The following is a 19,052-nucleotide window of genomic DNA, read 5'->3' on the forward strand; positions in this document are numbered from 1 at the left end:
TCACTTCCCTAAAGACCTTGCCGTCTCTGGCGCGAGATGGTCCTCATTCTCCTGGTCATCGTTGCGCAAGTACGGCTGAGAGTGATAGGTGCTATGAACAATATATCTAACAACCAAAGGAGATAGCTATGGCAAAAGGCATATTTTACGGGATCGGGGTTGGCCCGGGTGATCCCGAACTACTGACGATTAAAGCCGTGAAGGTCCTGGAGAGCACGCAGGTGGTTTGTGTGCCCAGATCTAAGGCGGAAGCCGGCAGTCTGGCCCTGCAGATTGCCCGTCAGTATCTACCCGCCTCGGCGGAGGTGCTGGAGTTTACCTTCCCCATGGTCCGGGAAAAATCCGTTTTGGAGAGTTACTGGGATACAGCGGCCGGGAGCATCAAGGAACGACTATGGCAAGGGTTAAATGTAGCCTTCTTGACTCTGGGTGACCCGTCGCTTTACAGCACCTATGCTTACGTGGTGCGCGCCTTGCGTCGCCTGGATGCAGACGCATTGGTTCAGACCATACCAGGGATTCCGTCTTTAGTAGCGGCAGCGGCGCGATTGAACTACCCGCTGGCCACAGGTGACGAACCGGTGCTGGTGCTGCCAAACTGGCGGGGACGGACGGAACTGGTCAATTACCTCAAAGCATTTCCTAACCTGGTGGTGCTGAAGGTCTCGCGTGAGTTCGCCGAGCTGCGGGAGGCACTGCAGGAATGTGGGCGGTCCGGCTTCCTGGTTTCTCGCTGCGGGCTGGATGGTGAAGTGGTAGAAACCGATTTGGTAATGCTTGATCCGGCCAAGGTTGATTATCTGTCGCTGGTAATTGTCCGGCGAGATTCTGATGCCGGTCTTACGCGCCGCAATTAGAAGAATTGGGAGGAACGTGAAATGGGTGAAGTCACATTTGTTGGAGCGGGGCCGGGCGATCCGGAACTGATTACGCTCAAAGGATGGCGCGCTTTGCAAAGCGCTGATACCGTGATTTATGCCGGCTCGTTGGTTAACCCGGCTGTCCTCGACTACTGTCAACCGGGTGTCGAACTTTTCGACAGCCAGAAAATGACGCTGGAGGAGACGCTGACGGTCATGGTAGAGGCGGTCCGCGCGGGCAAGCGCGTCGTCCGCTTGCACAGCGGCGATCCCAGTCTATACGGAGCTATCCAGGAGCAAATGACCCGACTGGCCGCGCACGGCATCCCCTACCAGGTTATCCCCGGGGTGAGTTCATTTCTGGCCGCTGCCGCGGCAATTAAGCGCGAGTATACAGTGCCGGAGGTTTGCCAAACGGTCATCATCAGCCGCCTGGACGGACAGACACCAGTCCCCGAAAAGGAGAGATTAGGGGAACTGGCCAGACACCGGGCCAGTATGTGTCTCTTTCTAAGTGTGCAATACATCGCGGAGGTGGTTAACCAGTTACTTGAAGGCTATCCCGCGGAAACCCCCGTGATGGTGATCGAGAAGGCTTCCTGGCCCGAGGAACGAGTAATCAGCGGCACGCTGGCGGATATCGCTGGCAAGGTGGCCACGGCCGGCATCACCCGGACGGCGCTGATTTTGGTGGGGGATTTCCTGAGAGAACGGGGGACCAGGTCAAAGCTGTACCACCCTGATTTCAGCCACGGAAGCCGGGGTTGATGATGAAGATCGCGATTGTGACCTTAACCCGCAGGGGGACGTCGGTTGGCTGTCGGCTGCGGGAAAGACTGGCGGTTCTGGGTGATGAGGTGGATGTCTATGTACCCATGAAAATTGTCCAACGCTATGCCAGCGTGACCGGTGATCGCCAGGTGAACCTGTATTCCTCTAACTTGACCCAACTGCTCGGGGAGATCTACCACCAGTATCAAGCGCTTATCTGCGTCATGGCGACCGGCCTTGTGGTCAGAGTAATCGCGCCCTTACTGCAGCATAAAACCACCGACCCACCGGTAATTGTGGTTGATGAAGGGGCCCGCTTTGCCATCAGTCTGGTGGCCGGCCACTGGGGGGGTGGCAACCGGCTTACGGAAAGGGTGGCGGCCGAGCTTGGCGCCGTACCAGTAGTGACCACGGCCAGTGAAGTGCGGGGAAAAATTGCGGTTGATGTGCTGGCGCGCGAGTGGGGAGCTACCCTGGAACCGCTGGATTGGCTTCCCGCGGTTAATGCCGCGCTGGTGAACGGAGAGGAACTGCCAATTTTTACTGACCTTGCCCTGCCTGACCAGCCGGCGAACTGGGCGACGGGCGGGTACCGTGTCTTTCCGCTGGCACAGTACCAACCGGAATCGGCTGACGAAGTGGTCCTGCTCACCAGTCAGAATGTGCCCTTGCCGCGAGGAGCGTATCTTTTTGTGCGACCGCGGACGCTTGTCGCCGGCATCGGTTGTCGGCGGGGGGTTAGTCGGGCGGAGATCTTGGAAGCCGTCACGGCAGCGCTCAAGTTGGCCAACCGCAGCCGCCAGTCGTTGCGAAAACTGGCGACTATTGCCCTCAAAGCAGACGAGGCTGGTATCCTGGAGGCGGCTGCGGCGCTGGGGGTACCGATTGAATTTTATCAACCCGATGACCTTGCTCGTGCCTGGGAAGAGGACTCGGGCTTGAGCAGGTCGCCAATGGTGAAAGACAAGATAGGAGTTGATGGAGTGTGCGAACCCGCCTGTTTACTGGGAACGGGGAACCCACGCTTGATCCTGCCCAAAACCCGTTTCCCCCGGGTGACGGTGGCCCTGGCCGAGGTAAGATCTGGGTGGTGGGAATCGGACCAGGGGATCTCGACCAGTTAACCTATCAGGCCCGGTCTGTCCTGGAAGAGGTGGAGGTGATTATCGGTTACCGACCTTATCTGGATCTCATCGCCCCCTTGATTGTCCGGCAGACCTTGATTGCTTCCGGCATGACCCAGGAAGTCGAACGATGCCAGCAGGCGGTCGCGCTGGCCCGGGCGGGGAAAAGTGTGGCTGTGGTCAGTAGTGGCGATCCGGGGGTGTACGGCATGGCGGGCCTGGTCCTGGAGTTGTTAGGGACCGACCCGGATATCCCAGTAGAGATTGTGGGGGGATTGACAGCCGCGCAAGCCGCTGCTGCTTGCCTCGGTGCTCCATTGATGAATGACTTTGCCGTCCTCAGTTTGAGCGACCGGTTGAATCCGTGGGAGTGCATCATAAAAAAGGTCGAACTGGCGGCGCTGGCTGACTTGGTCCTGGTGCTGTATAACCCCAAAAGTAAAACCCGGGTACGGCAGATTGATGAGGTCCAGCAGGTGCTGTTGCGGCACCGTGCCCCCGTCACCCCGGTAGGGATTGTTCGAAACGCCAAGCGGGGAGAAAGTCAGGTGACCCTGACTAATCTGGCTGAGTTCACCACCGAGCCCATTGATATGTTTTGTACGGTTATTATCGGTAATTCGCAGACACGGGTGCTGGGGAAGTGGCTGGTTACACCCCGGGGTTACGCGCTATGATCCTGGTCATCGCTGGGACGCTTGAGGGACGGGAGGTGGCCACCTGTCTCAGCCAGGCGGGATACGCGGTGCTGGCCACGACGACCACTGAGTATGGCGCAAAATTGATTGGCCCCGGTGACTTTCTGGAGGTCAGGGCGGAGGGCTTGACCCCTGAAGGATTGACGGAATTGGTTCAGGAACGGGGGATCAGGTTGGTCGTCGATGCCAGTCACCCCTTCGCGACGGCGGTTTCCCATTTAGCTGTGGAGGTCTGCCGCCAGCTGGGGATTGGTTACCTGCGCCTGGAGCGGCCGTCGTCTTGTTTGCCGGCGCATCCACTAATTTATCGAGTGTGTTCGTGGACAGCGGCGGTGGAACTGGCCGGCCAGTTGGGCGACACCATCTTTTTAACGATCGGTACCCGGCACCTGGCTGACTTTATGACCGGTACTCGCGCCGGTAAACGCCTGGTTGTGCGTGTTTTGCCCAATGCCGAAGCCATCCGGACCTGCGCGGAACTGGGCATTCCCGGTTCAGATATTATCGCCATGCAGGGGCCGTTTAGCCGGGAATTAAATCGGGCCATCTTTCAAGCTTACGGGGCCGACGTCATCGTGACCAAGGAGAGTGGCGACGCGGGTGGCGTGGAGAGCAAAGTAAGCGCGGCTCTAGATTTAGGGCTCCCTGTTGTTGTTGTCAACCGACCGGCCCTGAATTACCCTCACGTGGTCTATTCAGTGCCGGCGGTTTTAGAATGGTTAAGGAGAAGTGAACAGGATGAAGACTGCAGTGGTGGTTCTCGGTCACGGTAGCCGGGCCGAGGAGGCGAACCAGGGCCTGCGGGACCTGGCGGTGATGATCAAAGAAATGAGCCGGTTTGAGCTGGTTGTGCCGGCTTTCCTGGGCCACGGGCAACCAAATCTACCTGCGGTTCTAACGCAATTAGCGTCTGATGGGGCCGAACGGATTATTGTCGTACCGATCTTTCTTTTTCGCGGGGTGCATATGTCGCAAGACATTCCCGAGGAAATCGCTCAGGTGCAGGCAGCCCTGCCCCACGTCCAGATCATCTTCGCCAGGCACCTGGGGCCGGATCCACGCCTGGCCGCGCTGGCCTGTGACCGGATTTGGGAGGTGATCTAGATGGACGCGTTGGCTCATTTTTACACCAATCCACAGGAAATAGAACAGCGCAGCATGCAGATCATTGATGAGCTGCTGGGGGAGCGGGGCTGGTCGAAGGCCGAGGCGGCGCTGATTAAAAGGGTGGTCCATACCACCGGTGACCCGAGCCTGGCGGAAGCGGTTGTGTGGCATCCCCAGGCGCTGACCGTCGGGGTAGCAGCCATCCGCCAGGGGGTGGTGGTGATTACGGACGTGGAAATGGTCAGAGCCGGGATCAACCAGCGCCGTTTAAGCGATTGGGGCGGCCGGGTGGAGTGCTTCATCCAGGAAAAAGAGGTCACGCGCAGGGCCCAGGAACTGGGACAAACCCGGGCGATGCTGGCCATGCGTCTCCACCAGGAGCTGTTGTGGGGCAATGTGGTGGTCATTGGCAACGCGCCTACCGCCCTGGTCGAAGTTCTGCGCCTGTCTCGGGAAACAGGAAAGAGACCGGCCCTGATCATTGGGACGCCGGTGGGCTTCGTTGGCGCGGCGGAGGCCAAGGAAATTTTATGCAGCCAGGAGATCCCCTTTATTACCCTCATAGGCACGCGGGGTGGCAGCAATATCGCGGCCTCGATAGTGAATGCCCTGATTGCTCTGGCCGGAGAGGAAGACGGCTTATGCTGATCCCGCGCCTACTCATCGCTGGCACCCACAGCGGGGTCGGCAAAACCACCTTAGCCACGGGAGTCATGGCTGCCCTGGCGAACCAGGGTTACCGCGTGCAAGGCTTTAAAGTTGGTCCCGATTACATTGATCCTGGCTATCATGCCCTGGCGACCGGTCGGGCGCCACGGAACCTGGACGTGTGGTTGCTGGGGGAAGACCAGGTGGCCCGGCAGTTTGTGCGGGGGGCCCAGGGAGCAGACCTGGCCATTGTCGAAGGGGTAATGGGTCTTTTTGATGGTATCCAGGCGACCCGCGGGGTGGGCAGTTCCGCTCATGTGGCCCGACTGCTCAGGCTCCCGGTGATTCTGGTTATTGATGGCAGCGGCCAGGCCCGCAGCGCGGCCGCCCTGGTGCACGGATTTGCCACTTTTGACCCCACGATTGATCTGGTCGGGGTGATTATCAACCAGACAAGGAGTCGAGCTCATTGTCAGGGGTTAAAGACCGCCATTGAAGAGGAAGTCGGGCTCCCGGTCCTGGGGACAGTGCCGTTGGATCAGGAGCTTAACCTGGCTGAGCGACACCTCGGGTTGATTCCCGCGGTAGAGCGCGGCTGCCGCGGGGAGGATAACCGCGCGTATATCAAGCATTTAGGGCAAATGGTAAGCGAACACCTCGCGCTGGACCAACTGGTTGCCCTGGCGGAAGCAGCACCCGCGCTTGACTTAGGGCCGAGTGAGGAACTACCAGTAACGCCGTGCTTTAATGTCTCGCTAGCGGTGGCCAGAGATGAATCCTTCCATTTTTATTACCAGGATGCCCTGGAGACCCTGGAAACTCTGGGGGCCCGCCTGGTTGAGTTCAGTCCCTTAAAGGATGAGGTGCTGCCGGCCGGGGTTGATGGTTTGTATATCGGTGGTGGTTTCCCAGAAATGTTTATCGTTGAACTGACACGAAATGTTCGCTTAATGGAGAGCATCCGGCGGTTTTGGGCGATGGGAAAACCGATTTATGCTGAATGTGGTGGTCTAATGTATTTGTGCGAGCGGATCATCGACCTGAACGGAGACACCCATGCCGGGGTAGGCCTGGTGCCGGCCATAAGCCGCATGACCGAGCGACTGGCTGGTCTGGGGTACCGGGAAGGCCGGCTGCTTCGGTCGACGGTCATTGGGGAGCCTGGCACGGTGGTTCGCGGCCACGAGTTTCATTACTCGGTGGTAGATTATCATGACCAGTCACCCGCGTATCAACTATACACCGCCACCGGGGAAAAACGGAGCGTGGAAGGTTACGCGAAAGGCCACCTGTTGGCTTCATACCTGCATCTTAATTTTGCCGGTAATCCTCAGCTGGCGGATAATTTTCTTCGGTGGTGTGCGGCGGGTCCGGCGGGAACATAGTTGGGGGGAATGACAGTGAGAGGAAAGCTGATTTTTGTGACTGGCGGCGCCCGCAGTGGGAAAAGCCGGTGGGCAGAGGAACTGATCGGCCGACTGGGCAACCGGGTGGCTTATCTGGCTACTTGTGTACCTCGAGACGAGGAAATGATCGCGCGGGTGAAGATTCACCAGCAGCGCCGGCCAGCGCAGTGGGTGACGGTGGAGGAACCGCTGGAGGTGGCTCGCGCCGTCCAGCGGGTGGCTGATGAGGTAGAGGCGATTCTGATTGATTGTCTGACTTTGTGGCTGACTAACCTCCTGCTGGATGCTTACCCCGAACTGGATCGGGCGGATCTTGCTCAGATCGCCGACCTTAACCTGGAAGAAATAGAAAATTCAGTCCTGGGCCGGGTGACTGAATTAGTCCAAGCGGCCAAACAGAGTTCAGCGCAAGTGGTTATGGTTTCTAACGAGGTTGGGCTGGGGATCGTGCCTGGCTACCCACTGGGCCGACTGTATCGCGACCTGTTGGGACGAGCTAATCAGATGGTGGCTGCCGCAGCAGACGAAGTCTATCTGGTGGTGGCTGGCATCCCGCTCGAGATCAAGCACCTGGACGCCCGGCAAAATGGTGAACAAGGAGGTCGAAACGTTTGACAGCCAGAGCGATTATGATCCAGGGGACCTCATCCCATGTAGGTAAAAGCGTTGTCTGTACGGCCCTGTGCCGAATTTTTAAACAGGACGGGTACCGGGTCACCCCGTTTAAATCGCAAAACATGGCTCTGAATTCGTATGTTACCCCTGAAGGGGGAGAGATCGGTCGGGCGCAGGGAGTCCAGGCGGAAGCGGCCGGCGTTCCTGCCAGCGTCCTCATGAATCCCATCTTACTCAAACCCAAAGCTGATCAGGTGGCTCAGGTGGTGGTGCTCGGGCGGCCAGTGGCAGATATGAGTGCCCAGAACTACCGGCATGAATACCTTCCCCAAGCGATCACAATCGTGAAGCACGCTCTGGAAGAACTCAGTCGCCAGTACCAGGTGGTTGTCATCGAAGGGGCCGGCAGTCCGGCTGAGGTCAATCTCAAGGACCAGGATATCGCCAATATGAAGGTGGCTGAATTAGCAGATGCACCTGTGCTCCTGGTAGCGGATATTGACCGGGGCGGAGTGTTTGCCTCTCTGGTAGGGACCATGGAACTGCTGACGTCAACCGAACGTGACCGGGTGGCTGGTTTCATTATTAACAAGTTTCGCGGTGATTTAAGTCTACTCAAACCAGGGCTGGACTGGCTGGAACAGCGGACGGGAAAACCGGTTCTGGGGGTAATTCCTTACACCCGCGTGGAAATTGAAGAAGAAGATTCGGTCGCCCTGGAAGAACTGGCTGCGGGGCGACAGCGCGGTAGGGTTGACCAGCCGGGGCGAGAAGAGGGAAATATCGACATTGCAGTGATTATGCTACCCCGGATTTCTAATTTCACTGACTTTGACCCTCTTTTTCGGGAACCGCAAACCAGGGTACGGTACGTCCAGCGTCGAGATGAACTGGGCGAACCCGATGTAATCATTCTTCCCGGCACGAAGAATACCGCCCTTGACCTGCTCTACCTCAGGGAGAGCGGCCTGGCTGAGGCAATTGTGACCAGAGCGGAAACCGGGGGTATGGTGGTTGGCATCTGCGGCGGGTATCAGATGCTAGGCAAATGGTTACATGACCCTGAGCTGGTGGAATCGGACCACGCCAAACTGCCTGGTCTAGGTTTGCTGGATGTTGAAACCGTCTTTGCCCGGGAAAAGGTCACCCATCAGGTCAAGGCGCGAGTAGTGAGTGGGCTAAGCGGCTGGTCCGCATTGGCTGGCCAGCGGCTGACGGGTTACGAAATCCATATGGGCAAAACAACTTTGGGCCCCATGGCGCAAAACCTGTGTCTCATTGAGGAACGCTCAGGGAAAACGGTGCACGAAACGGATGGGTCAGTGGGCCTGGATGGTCGCGTGATGGGAACGTATATCCACGGGCTGTTTGACCAACCCGAGTTTCGGCGGCGATGGTTAAACACGTTGCGGATGCGCAAAGGGTGGACGCCGGTGGAGGGCGAGGTTGATTTAGATTATCGTCAGCTCAAGGAAGACCGTTACGATCGGCTGGCGGCATTTTTTCGAGAACACCTCGACCTGAAGCGAATCTATGACTTGCTCGGTTTGTAGTTTGATTTAGAGATGAGGCTTCTTTTGACATGGCAATACAAATTGTGCTGGCTTTTGTCCTGGATTTGTTAATCGGTGATCCCCGTGTTCTCCCGCATCCGGTAGTCATGATCGGTGGCGCAATTACCTGGCTGGAAGGGTGGTTGCGTCGATTCGGTCGTAAACCTTGGCAGGAGCGGTTGGCGGGCGTGGTTTTGACCGGGCTGGTGGTGAGCGGCACGTATTGGCTGGCTTTCACCCTGCTGCGTCTGGCTAACCAGCTTCACCCCTGGCTGGGGTGGGGGCTTTCCCTCTGGCTATTGGCGACGACGTTGGCGACAAAGAGTCTGGCCCAGGCCGGCCTGAACATCTACCAGCCGCTGGTGGCGGGGGATCTGGAGCGGGCGCGGAAATGTTTGTCCTGGGTGGTGGGTCGGGACACGGTTGACCTGCCGCCCGAAGAAATCGTCCGCGGCGCGGTGGAAACGGTCGCGGAGAATACGGCAGATGGGGTGATCGCGCCTATTTTTTACGCCTGTTTGGGGGGAGCCCCGCTGGCGTTGGCCTACAAAGCAGTTAACACCCTCGATTCCATGGTGGGTTACCGTAATGAGCGGTATCGTTATTTCGGCTGGGCTTCGGCCAGACTGGATGACCTGGCCAACCTCATCCCGGCCCGCCTGACTGCTGCCTTACTGACTATCGCCGCCTGGATCTGTGGTCAGGATGGTCGTGAGGCCTGGCGGTTAACCTGGCGCGATGCTCGGCGGCATCCCAGCCCGAACAGCGGTTATCCGGAAGCAGCTGTGGCCGGCGCGCTGGGAATCAGACTGGGTGGTTGGAACAGTTACGGCGGGGTGCCTTCTTTTCGTCCCTACCTGGGCGATCCCCGACGGCCAATCGTACCATCAGATATTCTGGCGGCAGTCAGCATGATGCGGGTGGCGGCCTGGCTCGGCGTCGCGATGGGCGCTGCCTGGTGCTGGTGGGTGAACTAGGCGAGCGGGTTAATATTAAAATAAAAAGAGGACGGAGAGCTATGCTGCGCAGAACACTCATCGCTCTACAACTGTTAACCAGAATCCCGGTCACGGTCACGGGTGAACTAGCCCCGGCGGATTTAGGCAAATCGGCGGCAGCTTTTCCAATTGTCGGCGTCTTGATTGGAATGATTCTCAGTGGTGTCTATATCCTGACAGACAAAATATTTCCCTCTGATGTGGCGGTAGCGTTGGTTTTAGTCACCATGGTGCTGGTCACCGGCGGACTGCACGTTGATGGCTTGATGGATACCGCTGACGGGATCGGCAGTGGTCGAAGTCGGGAAAGAATGTTGGAGATCATGCGGGACAGCCGGGTGGGTTCAATGGGGGTGATGGCGGCCGGCCTGGTCTACCTCCTTAAATTTGTCCTGCTCGGCGCCATCCCGGCCGGGCTGGTCGGGACCAGTCTCCTTGGGGTGCCGGTCTTGAGCCGTTGGGCCATGGTGGTTGCTATATATTCGTACCCCTATGCTCGCTCGGGTCCAGGCACTGGCAAACCGTTTGCTGACTACGTTAGCTGGCAAGAACTGCTTGTTGCCACGGTGATTACCCTGGCTGTGATTGGTTGGCTCTGGCGCTGGCCGGGATTGCTGGCGGCCGCCGTTACTTTTGGGGTGACTAGTTCGCTGGCTTTCTTTCTCAATTCCAGACTCGGCGGGTTAACGGGTGACTGTTACGGGGCAGTCAATGAACTGGTGGAAGTGACGGTTTTGTTGGTGCTGGTGGCCCGGGCGACCAGCGGCTGATAGGGGGAGTTCTTGCCAGATCTTTGGTCTGATGGTATGATGAAGCCGGGTGCCCAGTTGGGCCGGCGGAAAGGAGCGGGAAATGAGCATTGGCAAAGAAGGCAGCGGACCTGGTCTCCATGGAGGTAACCGTTGGGCGGCAGCGCGGTTTTATGGATACGAGCCGGCGGAGATCCTAGATTTCAGTGCCAATATCAACCCTTTGGGATTACCGGCCAGTGTCCGGCGTGTTCTGGCCAATAACCTGGAGGCAGTAACCTGGTATCCAGACCCGGAAGCGAATGAAGTCAAAGACGAGATCAGTCAGCAAACTGGGATACCCCGGGATTACGTGCTGGTTGGCAATGGCGGAGCGGAACTGATTTATTTACTGGCCAGCGCTTTTGAGCCGGCACGGGCGGTGGTTCCGGCACCAACCTTCAGCGAGTATGAACTGGCGGTGAAGAGTCGCCCCGGTGGAGTGGCGCGGCGCTTCTTATTGCCTGAAAGGGATTTTTGTCTGGATGTTGGGGCCTTTATCGCGTATTTACGACGAGAGGAAGCGGCGAACCAGTTTAATCTGGTTTTCCTTTGTAATCCCAATAATCCGACGGGTGCCCTCGTGCGCCGAAGTGATGTTTTGGCTATTGCTGACTACTGTGCTACCCGGGGGATGACCCTGGTCGTCGATGAGTCGTTCATGGATTTTGTAGTCGACAGCAGCCAGTATTCGGTTGTAACGGATGTGTTATCCCGACCGAATCTGATGGTGTTGAAATCCCTGACCAAGTTCTACGCCTTACCGGGATTACGCCTCGGCTACTTACTTGCCGAGCCAGTTTTCGGTCAGCGTCTTCGTCGTTTACAGGTGCCCTGGAGCGTGAATGTTCTGGCACAAATGGCCGGGGTAGCCGCTTTGCGCGACCAGGAGTACGCCAGGCAGACGAAAGCCTGGCTGGTGGCAGAACGGGCTTACCTGTCAAAGTCCCTGGCTGACCTGGGCCTGCGGGTATATGAACCGGCCGCTAATTTTATTCTGGTGGGATTAGAGCCGACGGGACCCACGTCCACCGAAGTCTGGCGGCTGATGGCGGAACGGAGGATTCTGGTCCGTGATTGTCGAACTTTTTTCGGCCTTAACCCATACTTTTTGCGGCTGGCCGTAAGGACGCGCTCAGAAAATGAGCGGCTGATTCAAGCCCTTGGTGAGGTGCTGTCGAGATAGAAATACAACGATTCGCAAGAGAGAGGCGACACCTATGCTCAGGTTGATTATCGTGCGACACGGTGAGACGGTGTGGAACAAGGAAGGAAAGTATCAGGGCCACACTGACGTCCAACTGACCGAGTTGGGTTGGCAGCAGGCAGTCCAGGTGGCCAGACGGTTGCGGGACAAACCGGTGGTGGCTGTCTACGCCAGTGACCTCTCCCGGGCTTACGAGACTGCCGCAGTAATTGCCCGTAAACACAATCTGCCGGTCGTGCAGATGTCTGAACTGCGCGAGATCAATTTTGGCGCTTGGGAAGGCTTGACCTTCGAAGAAATCGGGCGGCGGTATGCCGATATTCGCAAACGGTGGCTGCAAGATCCAGCCAATACTCGACTACCGCAAGGGGAGACCTTTCGGGAGCTGGCGCAGCGGGCGGGGGAGGCTGTCGAGAAAATTTTAGCCAACCATTCTGAAGGCACCGTGGTGCTGGTTACTCATGGTGGAGTCATTGCGGTTCTCTTGTGCCGTTTTCTAGGGCTTGATTTAAATTCGGTGTGGCACTATGTGCCTGGGAATTCAGGTTTAACTATCGTTGATTATATCGACGGTAAACCGGTGGTCCAGGTCATTGGTGATACCAAACACTTAAGCGAGATTGACAGCCATAATGGAGGAGAGTAAGTTTTGGAAGTAATAGCCTTTGTGGGCCCGACAGGTACCGGGAAGAGTCACCGCGCGTTGAATGTGGTCCATGATCACCAGATTGATGCCTTGATTGACGATGGCCTGCTGATTAAAGATGGTCGAATTCTGGCCGGGTATTCGGCCAAACGGGAAGTCAATAAAATCAAGGCGGTAAAACGGGCCCTTTTTATGGATACGGCCCACGCGACCGAGGTTAAGGCGGCCATCGAACAGGTAAAGCCAACCAAGCTTTTAATCATTGGTACTTCCACGAACATGGTGAAGCGCATCACGCAGGCGCTGGCTTTGCCCGACCCAACTTCCGTCCTGCGCATCAGTGATGTGGCTACCCCGCAGGAAATTGAACAGGCCCGGCGAGTCAGGCAGCAGGAAAAAAAACACGTCATCCCGGTGCCAACCGTCGAGGTAAAAAAACAGTTCTCGGGATACCTGGTTGAGGCGATGAAAATTTTTCGTTTCCGGCCGGCGGCCCCGCCGGTGAAGCTAGGAGAACAGTCAATTGTCCGGCCAGTTTTCAGTTATTTGGGCAAACTGATTGTATCCGACAGTGTGGTGGCGACATTGGTCAAGCGGGTGGCCCTTGACGAGCCGCGCATCCCGGAGGTTAAGTGGGTGGAAATCTCCAATCAGCGCGAGGGAGTGATCATCAACCTCAGTGTAGTGGTGATCTACGGCGACCGGTTTGTGGATGTTCTTTCCCGTGTTCAGCGCCGGATTGTGGAAAATGTTGAATATTGGACAGGGATCAATATACTCCAACTCAACATCACGGCGGGCGGACTCACTTTTCCAGAAAAAAAACCTCGAAGGGTCAGGTAGACCTGGTCGCGCTGACGATGACCGGCGAGTTAGGTTATTGATACTTGATGTTGATTCTACGCTTGCTCTCACCAGCCGGGGGATGGCGGGGTGCATGAACCACGGTGATGCTGTTGAGCAGGACTTCCGAGCTGGCCGCAAATTCCCCTTCTTTTTTCACTGACCGGCGGATTTCCACCCGGGGGACGATGGCGGAAACCTCATGCGGGACCGGCAGTTTCGAATACCGTTCGACTATAATCGTCAGTTCACCCAGGGAGAGGTTGATGCGGTCGCACCAGGTGGCATTTTCGACCGGGGGACGCGCAGGGGGCGGCTTGGTCATGATGCTGGTTAACGGCTTAATGTACTGTGGCACTTTGTCCAGGAAACGGGAAGGCAAGGTGATCACATCCTCTGACGTTGGCTTACCCTCAATATCATGAACGATCGAAGTTGTGGCTGCGCCCTATGCCATCGTGGGACTAGCCAGACGCCAGATTCTGGGTCGGCTGTGCACGACAAGCCGGGGGGTCTGCCAGGAGGAGTTTTCAACTGCCTGCTCGAAGTACCTGGCGTATGTTTCTAAAAAGGCCTGCCGGTATGGTTCATTATCCAGAATGCGATCGAGTTTCCGTTGAAATTTCGCCTGCGGCCAGTGGGGTTTGAGTCCGTAGTAGTGATCGACCGCAATCCGCCAAAAATCCTGAGGGAAGGTAAAGAACGGCTGCAAAACGGCTAGTTCCTCTTTACTCAAAGGGCTAACTTCTTGATAAGCACGTAAGACAAGTTCAACCTGGCCAAAATCCCAAGCGGCGGCTTTGAGTGCGCGCAGGATCAGACTGCCAATATCATGAATACGGATGTCACAGATGGCGTAATCAAAATCCAGCACGTAACCGATCCCACCGTTGGTAATCACCAAGTTGTGATGGGCAAAGTCGTGGTGGCAGAAGCCACCCATCATTGATTCCCGAGCTACCAGAATCTCGTAGGGTGAAGCGGCCAGTTGAGTTAAAGTCAATTCTATTTGGGTCACATACTGCTCTACGTGATTGAGAAAAGCAACATCAAAACGGGTTAGGGACGCCTGGCGGCGAATTTGTTCAGCGAAGGTTATTAATTCATCGCGTCTGTTGCGGAAGGTGTCCGGCCAGGTTCCCCATCTGACGCGATGATCGTGGCCAGGGGGCGGTACGAAACCCTGGGAGGCTAAATGAAGATTGGCCAGGGTCCGGGCGGCAATCCGCAGGTCAGCCGGATTCGCGTAGTCGCTTTCGCGGCCATCGATCCAGTTGGTTAAAACATAAAGCTGGTTATTCAGCTTCAGATATGGTTGACCTTTGCGCGTGGGGAGAAAAGGTGCAACCTGGGTGAAACCATGAGTAACCAGGTGATTTATTGCGGACAAGGAGAAATTCAGGCTGTCCTCGGAATGGTTGAAGCGCTTAAGACATATATCCCCTCGGTCCGTGACCAGGCGAAAAACTTTACGTACCGGAATAATATCGCGGACGGAAAGGGCGTAGGTTTCGAGGATCTGCACACCAAGATCGTACTGGCGGCAGAGCTCTCGGAGTTTCTTACGTGTTTTAGACACGGAATGTCACCTCCCACGGTTCCATTTTATGAACAAATGGGCTAAAGGGTGATAACCGGCAAGGTCTTACTTCTAGCTTTTTAGTTCGTATATTTCTTCATTTTCAGAGGATTAATAGACTGGACGTTGTATACATGTATTTTTTACCTGACCGACAGGAACACGCCGAACAGATGTAGAATAGAATTTACCACAGATGTAAGTTTAAAGTGTTACTGAAAGAGATGGAGGGAATAAGTAATGAAACTGGCAGAACGGACCGCGGTCATCAGCCCATCCCCAACCCTGGCCATTGATACGAAAGCGAAAAAAATGCAGAAGGACGGCATCAAGGTAATCAACTTTGGGGTTGGCGAACCCGATTTTGACACTCCAGAACACATCAAAGCCGCCGCAATTGAGGCAATCCAAGCCGGCTTCACCAAGTATACCCCCGCAGCCGGCATCGACGAATTGAGAGAAGCTATCGCCAACAAACTGAAGGTAGATAATGGACTGGATTATCAACCAAGTCAGATCGTGGTTTCGTCTGGCGCCAAACACTCGCTGTACAACGTGACCCAGGTCCTCATTAATCCCGGTGACGAGGTGATCCTGCCGGCTCCGTACTGGGTGAGCTACATTGATCAGATCAAGCTGGCTGGTGGCATCCCAGTCATTATTGACACAAAAGAAGAAAACGGTTTCTTGGTGACCCCTGAGGAATTGCGGGCGGCGATTACGCCCAAAACCCGCCTCTTCATTCTGAACAGCCCCAGTAACCCGACGGGTGGTGTTTACTCTAAAGATCAACTGACCGCTCTGGGCGAAATACTGGTACAACACCAGATTGGGATCATTTCCGATGAAATCTACGAGAAGCTGCTTTACGACAACCTGACTCACCACAGCATCGCCGCCTTGAGCGCAGAACTGAAAGAATTGACCGTGGTGATCAACGGGGTATCGAAAGCCTTCGCGATGACTGGCTGGCGGATTGGTTACGCGGCTGCCCCAGCTCCAGTGGCTAAAGCGATGGCCGACCTGCAGAGCCAGGCGACGTCAAGTGTCAACTCGATCGCGCAAAAGGCCAGTCTGGCAGCTTTAACTGGTACGCAGGAGCCCATGAAAGAAATGGTGGCAGAATTTGCCAAACGGCGCGATTACATTGTGGAGCGGTTTAAGGCGATCCCCGGCGTAAGCTGCAACAAACCAGGCGGGGCGTTCTACGTCTTCCCCAATGTATCCAGGTTTTACGGCAAGCAGTATCAGGGCCGGCTGGTCAACAATTCCACTGATCTGGCCGACCTGCTCCTGGCTGAAGCGCAGGTCGCGGTCGTGCCGGGAGTCGCGTTTGGCGCCGATGCCTTTATACGTTTGTCTTACGCGACCTCAATTGCCAATATCAAGGAAGGTCTGGACAGGATCCAGCATATCCTGGCGCAGCTCAGTTAGGAGTTCCCATGTCGCTAATAACCGACACCACGAAGGATGAAAATGATTAGGGAGATGAAAATGATTAAGGAATTAAGGAGATTTTCAGAAAGGAGGAACAGATAAATAATATGGATTATTACGCTGTAGTGAATAGCCGGTGCAGTATTCGCAAATACCGCTCCGACCAGATAGAGCAAGAAAAGGTAATCCGCGTACTAGACGCGGCCAGAAGAGCACCTTCTTGGAAGAACCAGCAGTGCTGGCGATTTTTGGTCGTGGCTGACGCTGCCAAACGCCAGGCCTTAAGCGAGACGTTGCGCCAGGGTAACCCCGCGACCAAAGCTTTTCTGCAGGCCCCGCTGGTGGTAGCCTTATGCGCGAAGCCAGACGATTCGGGGAATGTCAACGGGCGAGAATATTACATGCTCGATGCGGGGCTGGCTTTGGAAAACCTGACCTTGGCGGCGACCAACGAGGGTTTAGCGACTTGTATAGTCGGGGCGTTTAATGAGGACCTGGTCAGGACTGCCCTGGGGGTACCGCCGGATTTCCGGGTGGTGGCTTTAACACCGTTGGGTTATCCCGAGGAACAACCGAATCCCCGACCGCGCAAGTCTTTGGAAGAAATCGCCTTCTGGGAACAATGGGGACAACCAATTGCCTGAGGTGTTAACCCCGCGGTAAAAATATCTGTACTGCCTTAGGCAATTCACCAAACATCTACAAATAAACCCAAGCGCAACGTGAAACAGTAACAACGAAGCTCCGTTGATCCCAAACGGAGCTTTTTCACGTTTGTTTATTTTTTGTTTATTTATTCAAGGATTTGCTATTCAGGGATTTGCCCAGCCGCTCTACCAGTTCATCCATTTCCGGATAAGAAATGTTTAAAGGAGGAAGGAGCCGCACTACGTCTCGGCCAGCCCGGTGGACCAGCAGGCCGTTGTTTCGACATTCTTTAATGAGTCCACTCAAATCGCCAGCGAAGCGAAACCCCAGGATGAAGCCTTTTCCCAAAAGCGGGCCGCACAGGCCCTGAGGGGTGCCTGTTTGCAACAACTCACCCAGCTTAGCCCGTAAATACTGGCTCCGTTCTTTGACTGAGTCAAGAAAACCGGGTTTGGTTAATTCGCGAACCACGGCTACTCCAGCCGCGCAGGCTACCGGGTTGCCCCCAAAAGTAGTGCCGTGGTCACCGCTGTGGATCGTCGCAGCCACTTTTTCCCGCATGAGCACTGCCCCCAACGGCAATCCACCCCCCAGGGGTTTGGCCAGGGTGACGAGATCGGGCCGCAGGTGTAAAGCGGAAGAAGCCAGGAAATCACCCGTCCGGCCCAAGCCGACCTGGATTTCGTCCGTGATTAAAAGCACTCCTCGCTCCTGGAGGTGGGCCAGGGCGTTCGCGAATTCTTGGCTCACGCTGATGATACCCCCTTCGGCCAGGATGGGTTCAATCAGGACTGCCGCCGTTCTTTCTGACACCGCGTCTTCCAGGAGCGGGACATCATTTACCGGCAGGTTGATGAAGCCTTCAGGCATAGGGCCGAAACCTTGGCGGAACTTTTCTTGCCCGGTAGCTGCCATCGCGGCATAGGTGCGACCATGAAAGGAATTATGAAAAGTTATAATTTCGTAACGCTCTGGCTGACCCTGCTCGAACCAGTATTTTCGGGCGAATTTGATGGCTCCCTCGTTGGCTTCGGTGCCACTATTGCAAAAGAAGACCCGGTCAAGGCCGGTATTTTCCACCAGCAGAGCGGCCAGGGTCTGCTGTGTCTCAATGAGATAGAGGTTGCTGATGTGCAGGAATCGGTCCAGTTGGGCCCTGATCGCCTCCACGATGGGCGGGTAGCAGTGCCCGAAGGCGTTGACGGCAATTCCGCTTACGCAATCCAGATATTGTTTGCCTTCCGCGTCCCACACGTAGCTTCCTTGCCCCCGGACCAGGAAGAGATCCCGTTCACCATAATTTTGCAGCATATACTTTTTATCAGCCGCCCGGATGTCTTCCAGCAAGACTTGTTGATAATTTAGGCTCATGGTCAATCCCCCTTGGCAAATAATTTAATCTCACCAGGCGTCAACGCTCAATAACGCGCATTTGGCTGTAATGGGTTTTCCAGCGATTTTCGTAGATCAGCCAGGTCTGCTGATGTTTTTTCACCTCTTCCTCTGATAGCTCGCGGACTATTTTGCCCGGAAAACCGACCACCAGGCTGCGCGGGGGGACCTTCATTCTTGGGGGGACGAGAGCGCCGGCCCCGATCAGCGAGCCTTCCCCGATCTCGGCCCGGTCCAGAACTCTTGCTCCCATACCGATCAGCACCCCGTCGTGAATGGTGCAGGCGTGCACAATGGCGCTGTGGGCAATAGATACGTAGTTGCCGATGTAAACAGGGTCATTGGCGTTCATGTGGACGATACAGTTGTCTTGGATATTGGTGTGTTTACCAATGACGATTTTGTCAGAATCACCCCGCAGGATGGTGTTCCACCAGATACTGGAGTACTCGCCGATTTCAACGTCGCCGATGACCACGGCGGTTGGGGCAATCCAGGTATTGGCCGCAATTCGTGGTTTTTTGTTGAGCGTGGGCAGTTCAATGATCAATTTTGTATTCCCCCTGACTAAAGAGTTTATCTTTGGAATCTTTTAAGTTGTTATTTGAGCCTTTTGCAAAATTAGCTTTTTTGTTAAAGGTAAAACATTGTTAGTCGTTTAGATGTACTCTTTTTTCGCTAGATTAAGGTCAAAAACCAAACCACAATGTAATTTAACATTTTATTCCAGGC

At 55.7% G+C, this 19,052-nt stretch carries 20 protein-coding genes; 16 read left to right on the forward strand and 4 right to left on the reverse strand.

The features are described 5' to 3' along the window. Positions 1 to 128: 128 nt before the first annotated feature. The 14 genes from cobI (at position 129) to HPY81_08835 (ending at position 13,264) form a co-directional block, all read left to right on the forward strand. On the forward strand, positions 129 to 857 hold the full coding sequence (cobI, locus tag HPY81_08770) for a precorrin-2 C(20)-methyltransferase (GenBank protein ID NPV27512.1): 729 nt from the start codon (positions 129 to 131) through the stop codon (positions 855 to 857). A 21-nt stretch (positions 858 to 878) separates the two neighbouring features. Then, positions 879 to 1,628, forward strand: a complete 750-nt coding sequence (gene cobM / locus HPY81_08775) for a precorrin-4 C(11)-methyltransferase (GenBank protein ID NPV27513.1) — start codon at positions 879 to 881, stop codon at positions 1,626 to 1,628. A gap of 2 nt (positions 1,629 to 1,630) precedes the next feature. Beyond that, complete coding sequence (locus tag HPY81_08780; protein NPV27514.1) at positions 1,631 to 2,755, forward strand: cobalt-precorrin 5A hydrolase; 1,125 nt, start codon at positions 1,631 to 1,633, stop codon at positions 2,753 to 2,755. Then, the gene (gene cobJ, locus HPY81_08785; GenBank protein NPV27515.1) at positions 2,719 to 3,432 is read left to right on the forward strand and encodes a precorrin-3B C(17)-methyltransferase; all 714 of its coding nucleotides are present in this window, start codon (positions 2,719 to 2,721) and stop codon (positions 3,430 to 3,432) included. Before HPY81_08780 ends, cobJ begins: the two co-directional genes overlap by 37 nt. Continuing rightward, positions 3,429 to 4,226: a precorrin-6A reductase gene (gene cobK, locus HPY81_08790; GenBank protein NPV27516.1), complete on the forward strand. Its 798-nt coding sequence runs from the start codon at positions 3,429 to 3,431 to the stop codon at positions 4,224 to 4,226. Before cobJ ends, cobK begins: the two co-directional genes overlap by 4 nt. Beyond that, the gene (locus HPY81_08795) at positions 4,192 to 4,557 is read left to right on the forward strand and encodes a cobalamin biosynthesis protein CbiX (protein NPV27517.1); all 366 of its coding nucleotides are present in this window, start codon (positions 4,192 to 4,194) and stop codon (positions 4,555 to 4,557) included. Before cobK ends, HPY81_08795 begins: the two co-directional genes overlap by 35 nt. A 9-nt stretch (positions 4,558 to 4,566) precedes the next feature. Then, complete coding sequence (locus tag HPY81_08800) at positions 4,567 to 5,208, forward strand: precorrin-8X methylmutase (GenBank protein ID NPV27518.1); 642 nt, start codon at positions 4,567 to 4,569, stop codon at positions 5,206 to 5,208. Further along, a complete protein-coding gene (locus HPY81_08805) occupies positions 5,202 to 6,593 on the forward strand; it encodes a cobyrinate a,c-diamide synthase (GenBank protein NPV27519.1) in 1,392 nt (463 codons plus the stop codon). The genes HPY81_08800 and HPY81_08805 overlap by 7 nt, the downstream gene beginning before the upstream one ends. Before the next feature lie 9 nt (positions 6,594 to 6,602). Next, positions 6,603 to 7,229: a bifunctional adenosylcobinamide kinase/adenosylcobinamide-phosphate guanylyltransferase gene (gene cobU / locus HPY81_08810; GenBank protein ID NPV27520.1), complete on the forward strand. Its 627-nt coding sequence runs from the start codon at positions 6,603 to 6,605 to the stop codon at positions 7,227 to 7,229. 14 nt (positions 7,230 to 7,243) lie between these two features. After that, positions 7,244 to 8,782 (forward strand): cobyric acid synthase, encoded by a 1,539-nt coding sequence (locus tag HPY81_08815; GenBank protein NPV27521.1) that lies wholly within the window; start codon positions 7,244 to 7,246, stop codon positions 8,780 to 8,782. Positions 8,783 to 8,811: 29 nt separating this feature from the next. Further along, positions 8,812 to 9,759 carry a cobalamin biosynthesis protein CobD gene (cobD, locus tag HPY81_08820; protein NPV27522.1) on the forward strand — a complete coding sequence of 316 codons (948 nt, stop codon included), beginning with the start codon at positions 8,812 to 8,814 and terminating at the stop codon, positions 9,757 to 9,759. An 840-nt stretch (positions 9,760 to 10,599) separates the two neighbouring features. Continuing rightward, entirely contained in the window at positions 10,600 to 11,754 is a 1,155-nt protein-coding gene (locus HPY81_08825) for a threonine-phosphate decarboxylase (GenBank protein ID NPV27523.1), read from the forward strand. Between the two features lie 34 nt (positions 11,755 to 11,788). Then, positions 11,789 to 12,421: an alpha-ribazole phosphatase gene (cobC, locus tag HPY81_08830; protein NPV27524.1), complete on the forward strand. Its 633-nt coding sequence runs from the start codon at positions 11,789 to 11,791 to the stop codon at positions 12,419 to 12,421. A gap of 3 nt (positions 12,422 to 12,424) precedes the next feature. Then, entirely contained in the window at positions 12,425 to 13,264 is an 840-nt protein-coding gene (locus HPY81_08835) for an Asp23/Gls24 family envelope stress response protein (GenBank protein ID NPV27525.1), read from the forward strand. Between the two features lie 34 nt (positions 13,265 to 13,298). On the opposite strand, the gene HPY81_08840 is transcribed toward HPY81_08835, so the two are convergent. Further along, on the reverse strand, positions 13,299 to 13,655 hold the full coding sequence (locus HPY81_08840; GenBank protein NPV27526.1) for a hypothetical protein: 357 nt from the start codon (positions 13,653 to 13,655) through the stop codon (positions 13,299 to 13,301). Positions 13,656 to 13,712: 57 nt separating this feature from the next. Beyond that, positions 13,713 to 14,843 (reverse strand): CotS family spore coat protein, encoded by a 1,131-nt coding sequence (locus tag HPY81_08845; GenBank protein ID NPV27527.1) that lies wholly within the window; start codon positions 14,841 to 14,843, stop codon positions 13,713 to 13,715. A 240-nt stretch (positions 14,844 to 15,083) separates the two neighbouring features. On the opposite strand from HPY81_08845, the gene HPY81_08850 reads away from it, so the two are divergent. Together HPY81_08850 and HPY81_08855 are read left to right on the forward strand one after the other, a co-directional pair. Beyond that, positions 15,084 to 16,277, forward strand: coding sequence for a pyridoxal phosphate-dependent aminotransferase (locus HPY81_08850; GenBank protein ID NPV27528.1), 1,194 nt, complete (start codon positions 15,084 to 15,086; stop codon positions 16,275 to 16,277). 110 nt (positions 16,278 to 16,387) lie between these two features. Continuing rightward, positions 16,388 to 16,924 (forward strand): nitroreductase, encoded by a 537-nt coding sequence (locus HPY81_08855; protein NPV27529.1) that lies wholly within the window; start codon positions 16,388 to 16,390, stop codon positions 16,922 to 16,924. A 145-nt stretch (positions 16,925 to 17,069) separates the two neighbouring features. Here the strand turns inward: HPY81_08855 and HPY81_08860 are convergent, their stop codons facing one another. Beyond that, positions 17,070 to 18,299 carry an acetylornithine/succinylornithine family transaminase gene (locus HPY81_08860; protein ID NPV27530.1) on the reverse strand — a complete coding sequence of 410 codons (1,230 nt, stop codon included), beginning with the start codon at positions 18,297 to 18,299 and terminating at the stop codon, positions 17,070 to 17,072. Between the two features lie 40 nt (positions 18,300 to 18,339). Beyond that, positions 18,340 to 18,831 carry a gamma carbonic anhydrase family protein gene (locus tag HPY81_08865; GenBank protein NPV27531.1) on the reverse strand — a complete coding sequence of 164 codons (492 nt, stop codon included), beginning with the start codon at positions 18,829 to 18,831 and terminating at the stop codon, positions 18,340 to 18,342. Positions 18,832 to 19,052 lie beyond the last annotated feature (221 nt).

This window comes from Bacillota bacterium (assembly GCA_013178045.1).
In the GTDB taxonomy this organism is placed as follows: Bacteria; Bacillota; Ch66; order Ch66; family Ch66; genus Ch66.

Coding starts and splice junctions, on each gene's coding strand:
- HPY81_08805 (NPV27519.1), top strand. CDS start 5,202: ATGCTGATCCCGCGCCTACTCATCGCTGGCACCCACAGCGGGGTCGGC.
- cobC (NPV27524.1), top strand. CDS start 11,789: ATGCTCAGGTTGATTATCGTGCGACACGGTGAGACGGTGTGGAACAAG.
- HPY81_08780 (NPV27514.1), top strand. CDS start 1,631: ATGAAGATCGCGATTGTGACCTTAACCCGCAGGGGGACGTCGGTTGGC.
- HPY81_08850 (NPV27528.1), top strand. CDS start 15,084: ATGAAACTGGCAGAACGGACCGCGGTCATCAGCCCATCCCCAACCCTG.
- HPY81_08795 (NPV27517.1), top strand. CDS start 4,192: ATGAAGACTGCAGTGGTGGTTCTCGGTCACGGTAGCCGGGCCGAGGAG.
- cobK (NPV27516.1), top strand. CDS start 3,429: ATGATCCTGGTCATCGCTGGGACGCTTGAGGGACGGGAGGTGGCCACC.
- HPY81_08860 (NPV27530.1), bottom strand. CDS start 18,299: ATGAGCCTAAATTATCAACAAGTCTTGCTGGAAGACATCCGGGCGGCT.
- HPY81_08855 (NPV27529.1), top strand. CDS start 16,388: ATGGATTATTACGCTGTAGTGAATAGCCGGTGCAGTATTCGCAAATAC.
- cobD (NPV27522.1), top strand. CDS start 8,812: ATGGCAATACAAATTGTGCTGGCTTTTGTCCTGGATTTGTTAATCGGT.
- cobU (NPV27520.1), top strand. CDS start 6,603: ATGACAGTGAGAGGAAAGCTGATTTTTGTGACTGGCGGCGCCCGCAGT.
- cobI (NPV27512.1), top strand. CDS start 129: ATGGCAAAAGGCATATTTTACGGGATCGGGGTTGGCCCGGGTGATCCC.
- cobM (NPV27513.1), top strand. CDS start 879: ATGGGTGAAGTCACATTTGTTGGAGCGGGGCCGGGCGATCCGGAACTG.
- HPY81_08815 (NPV27521.1), top strand. CDS start 7,244: ATGATCCAGGGGACCTCATCCCATGTAGGTAAAAGCGTTGTCTGTACG.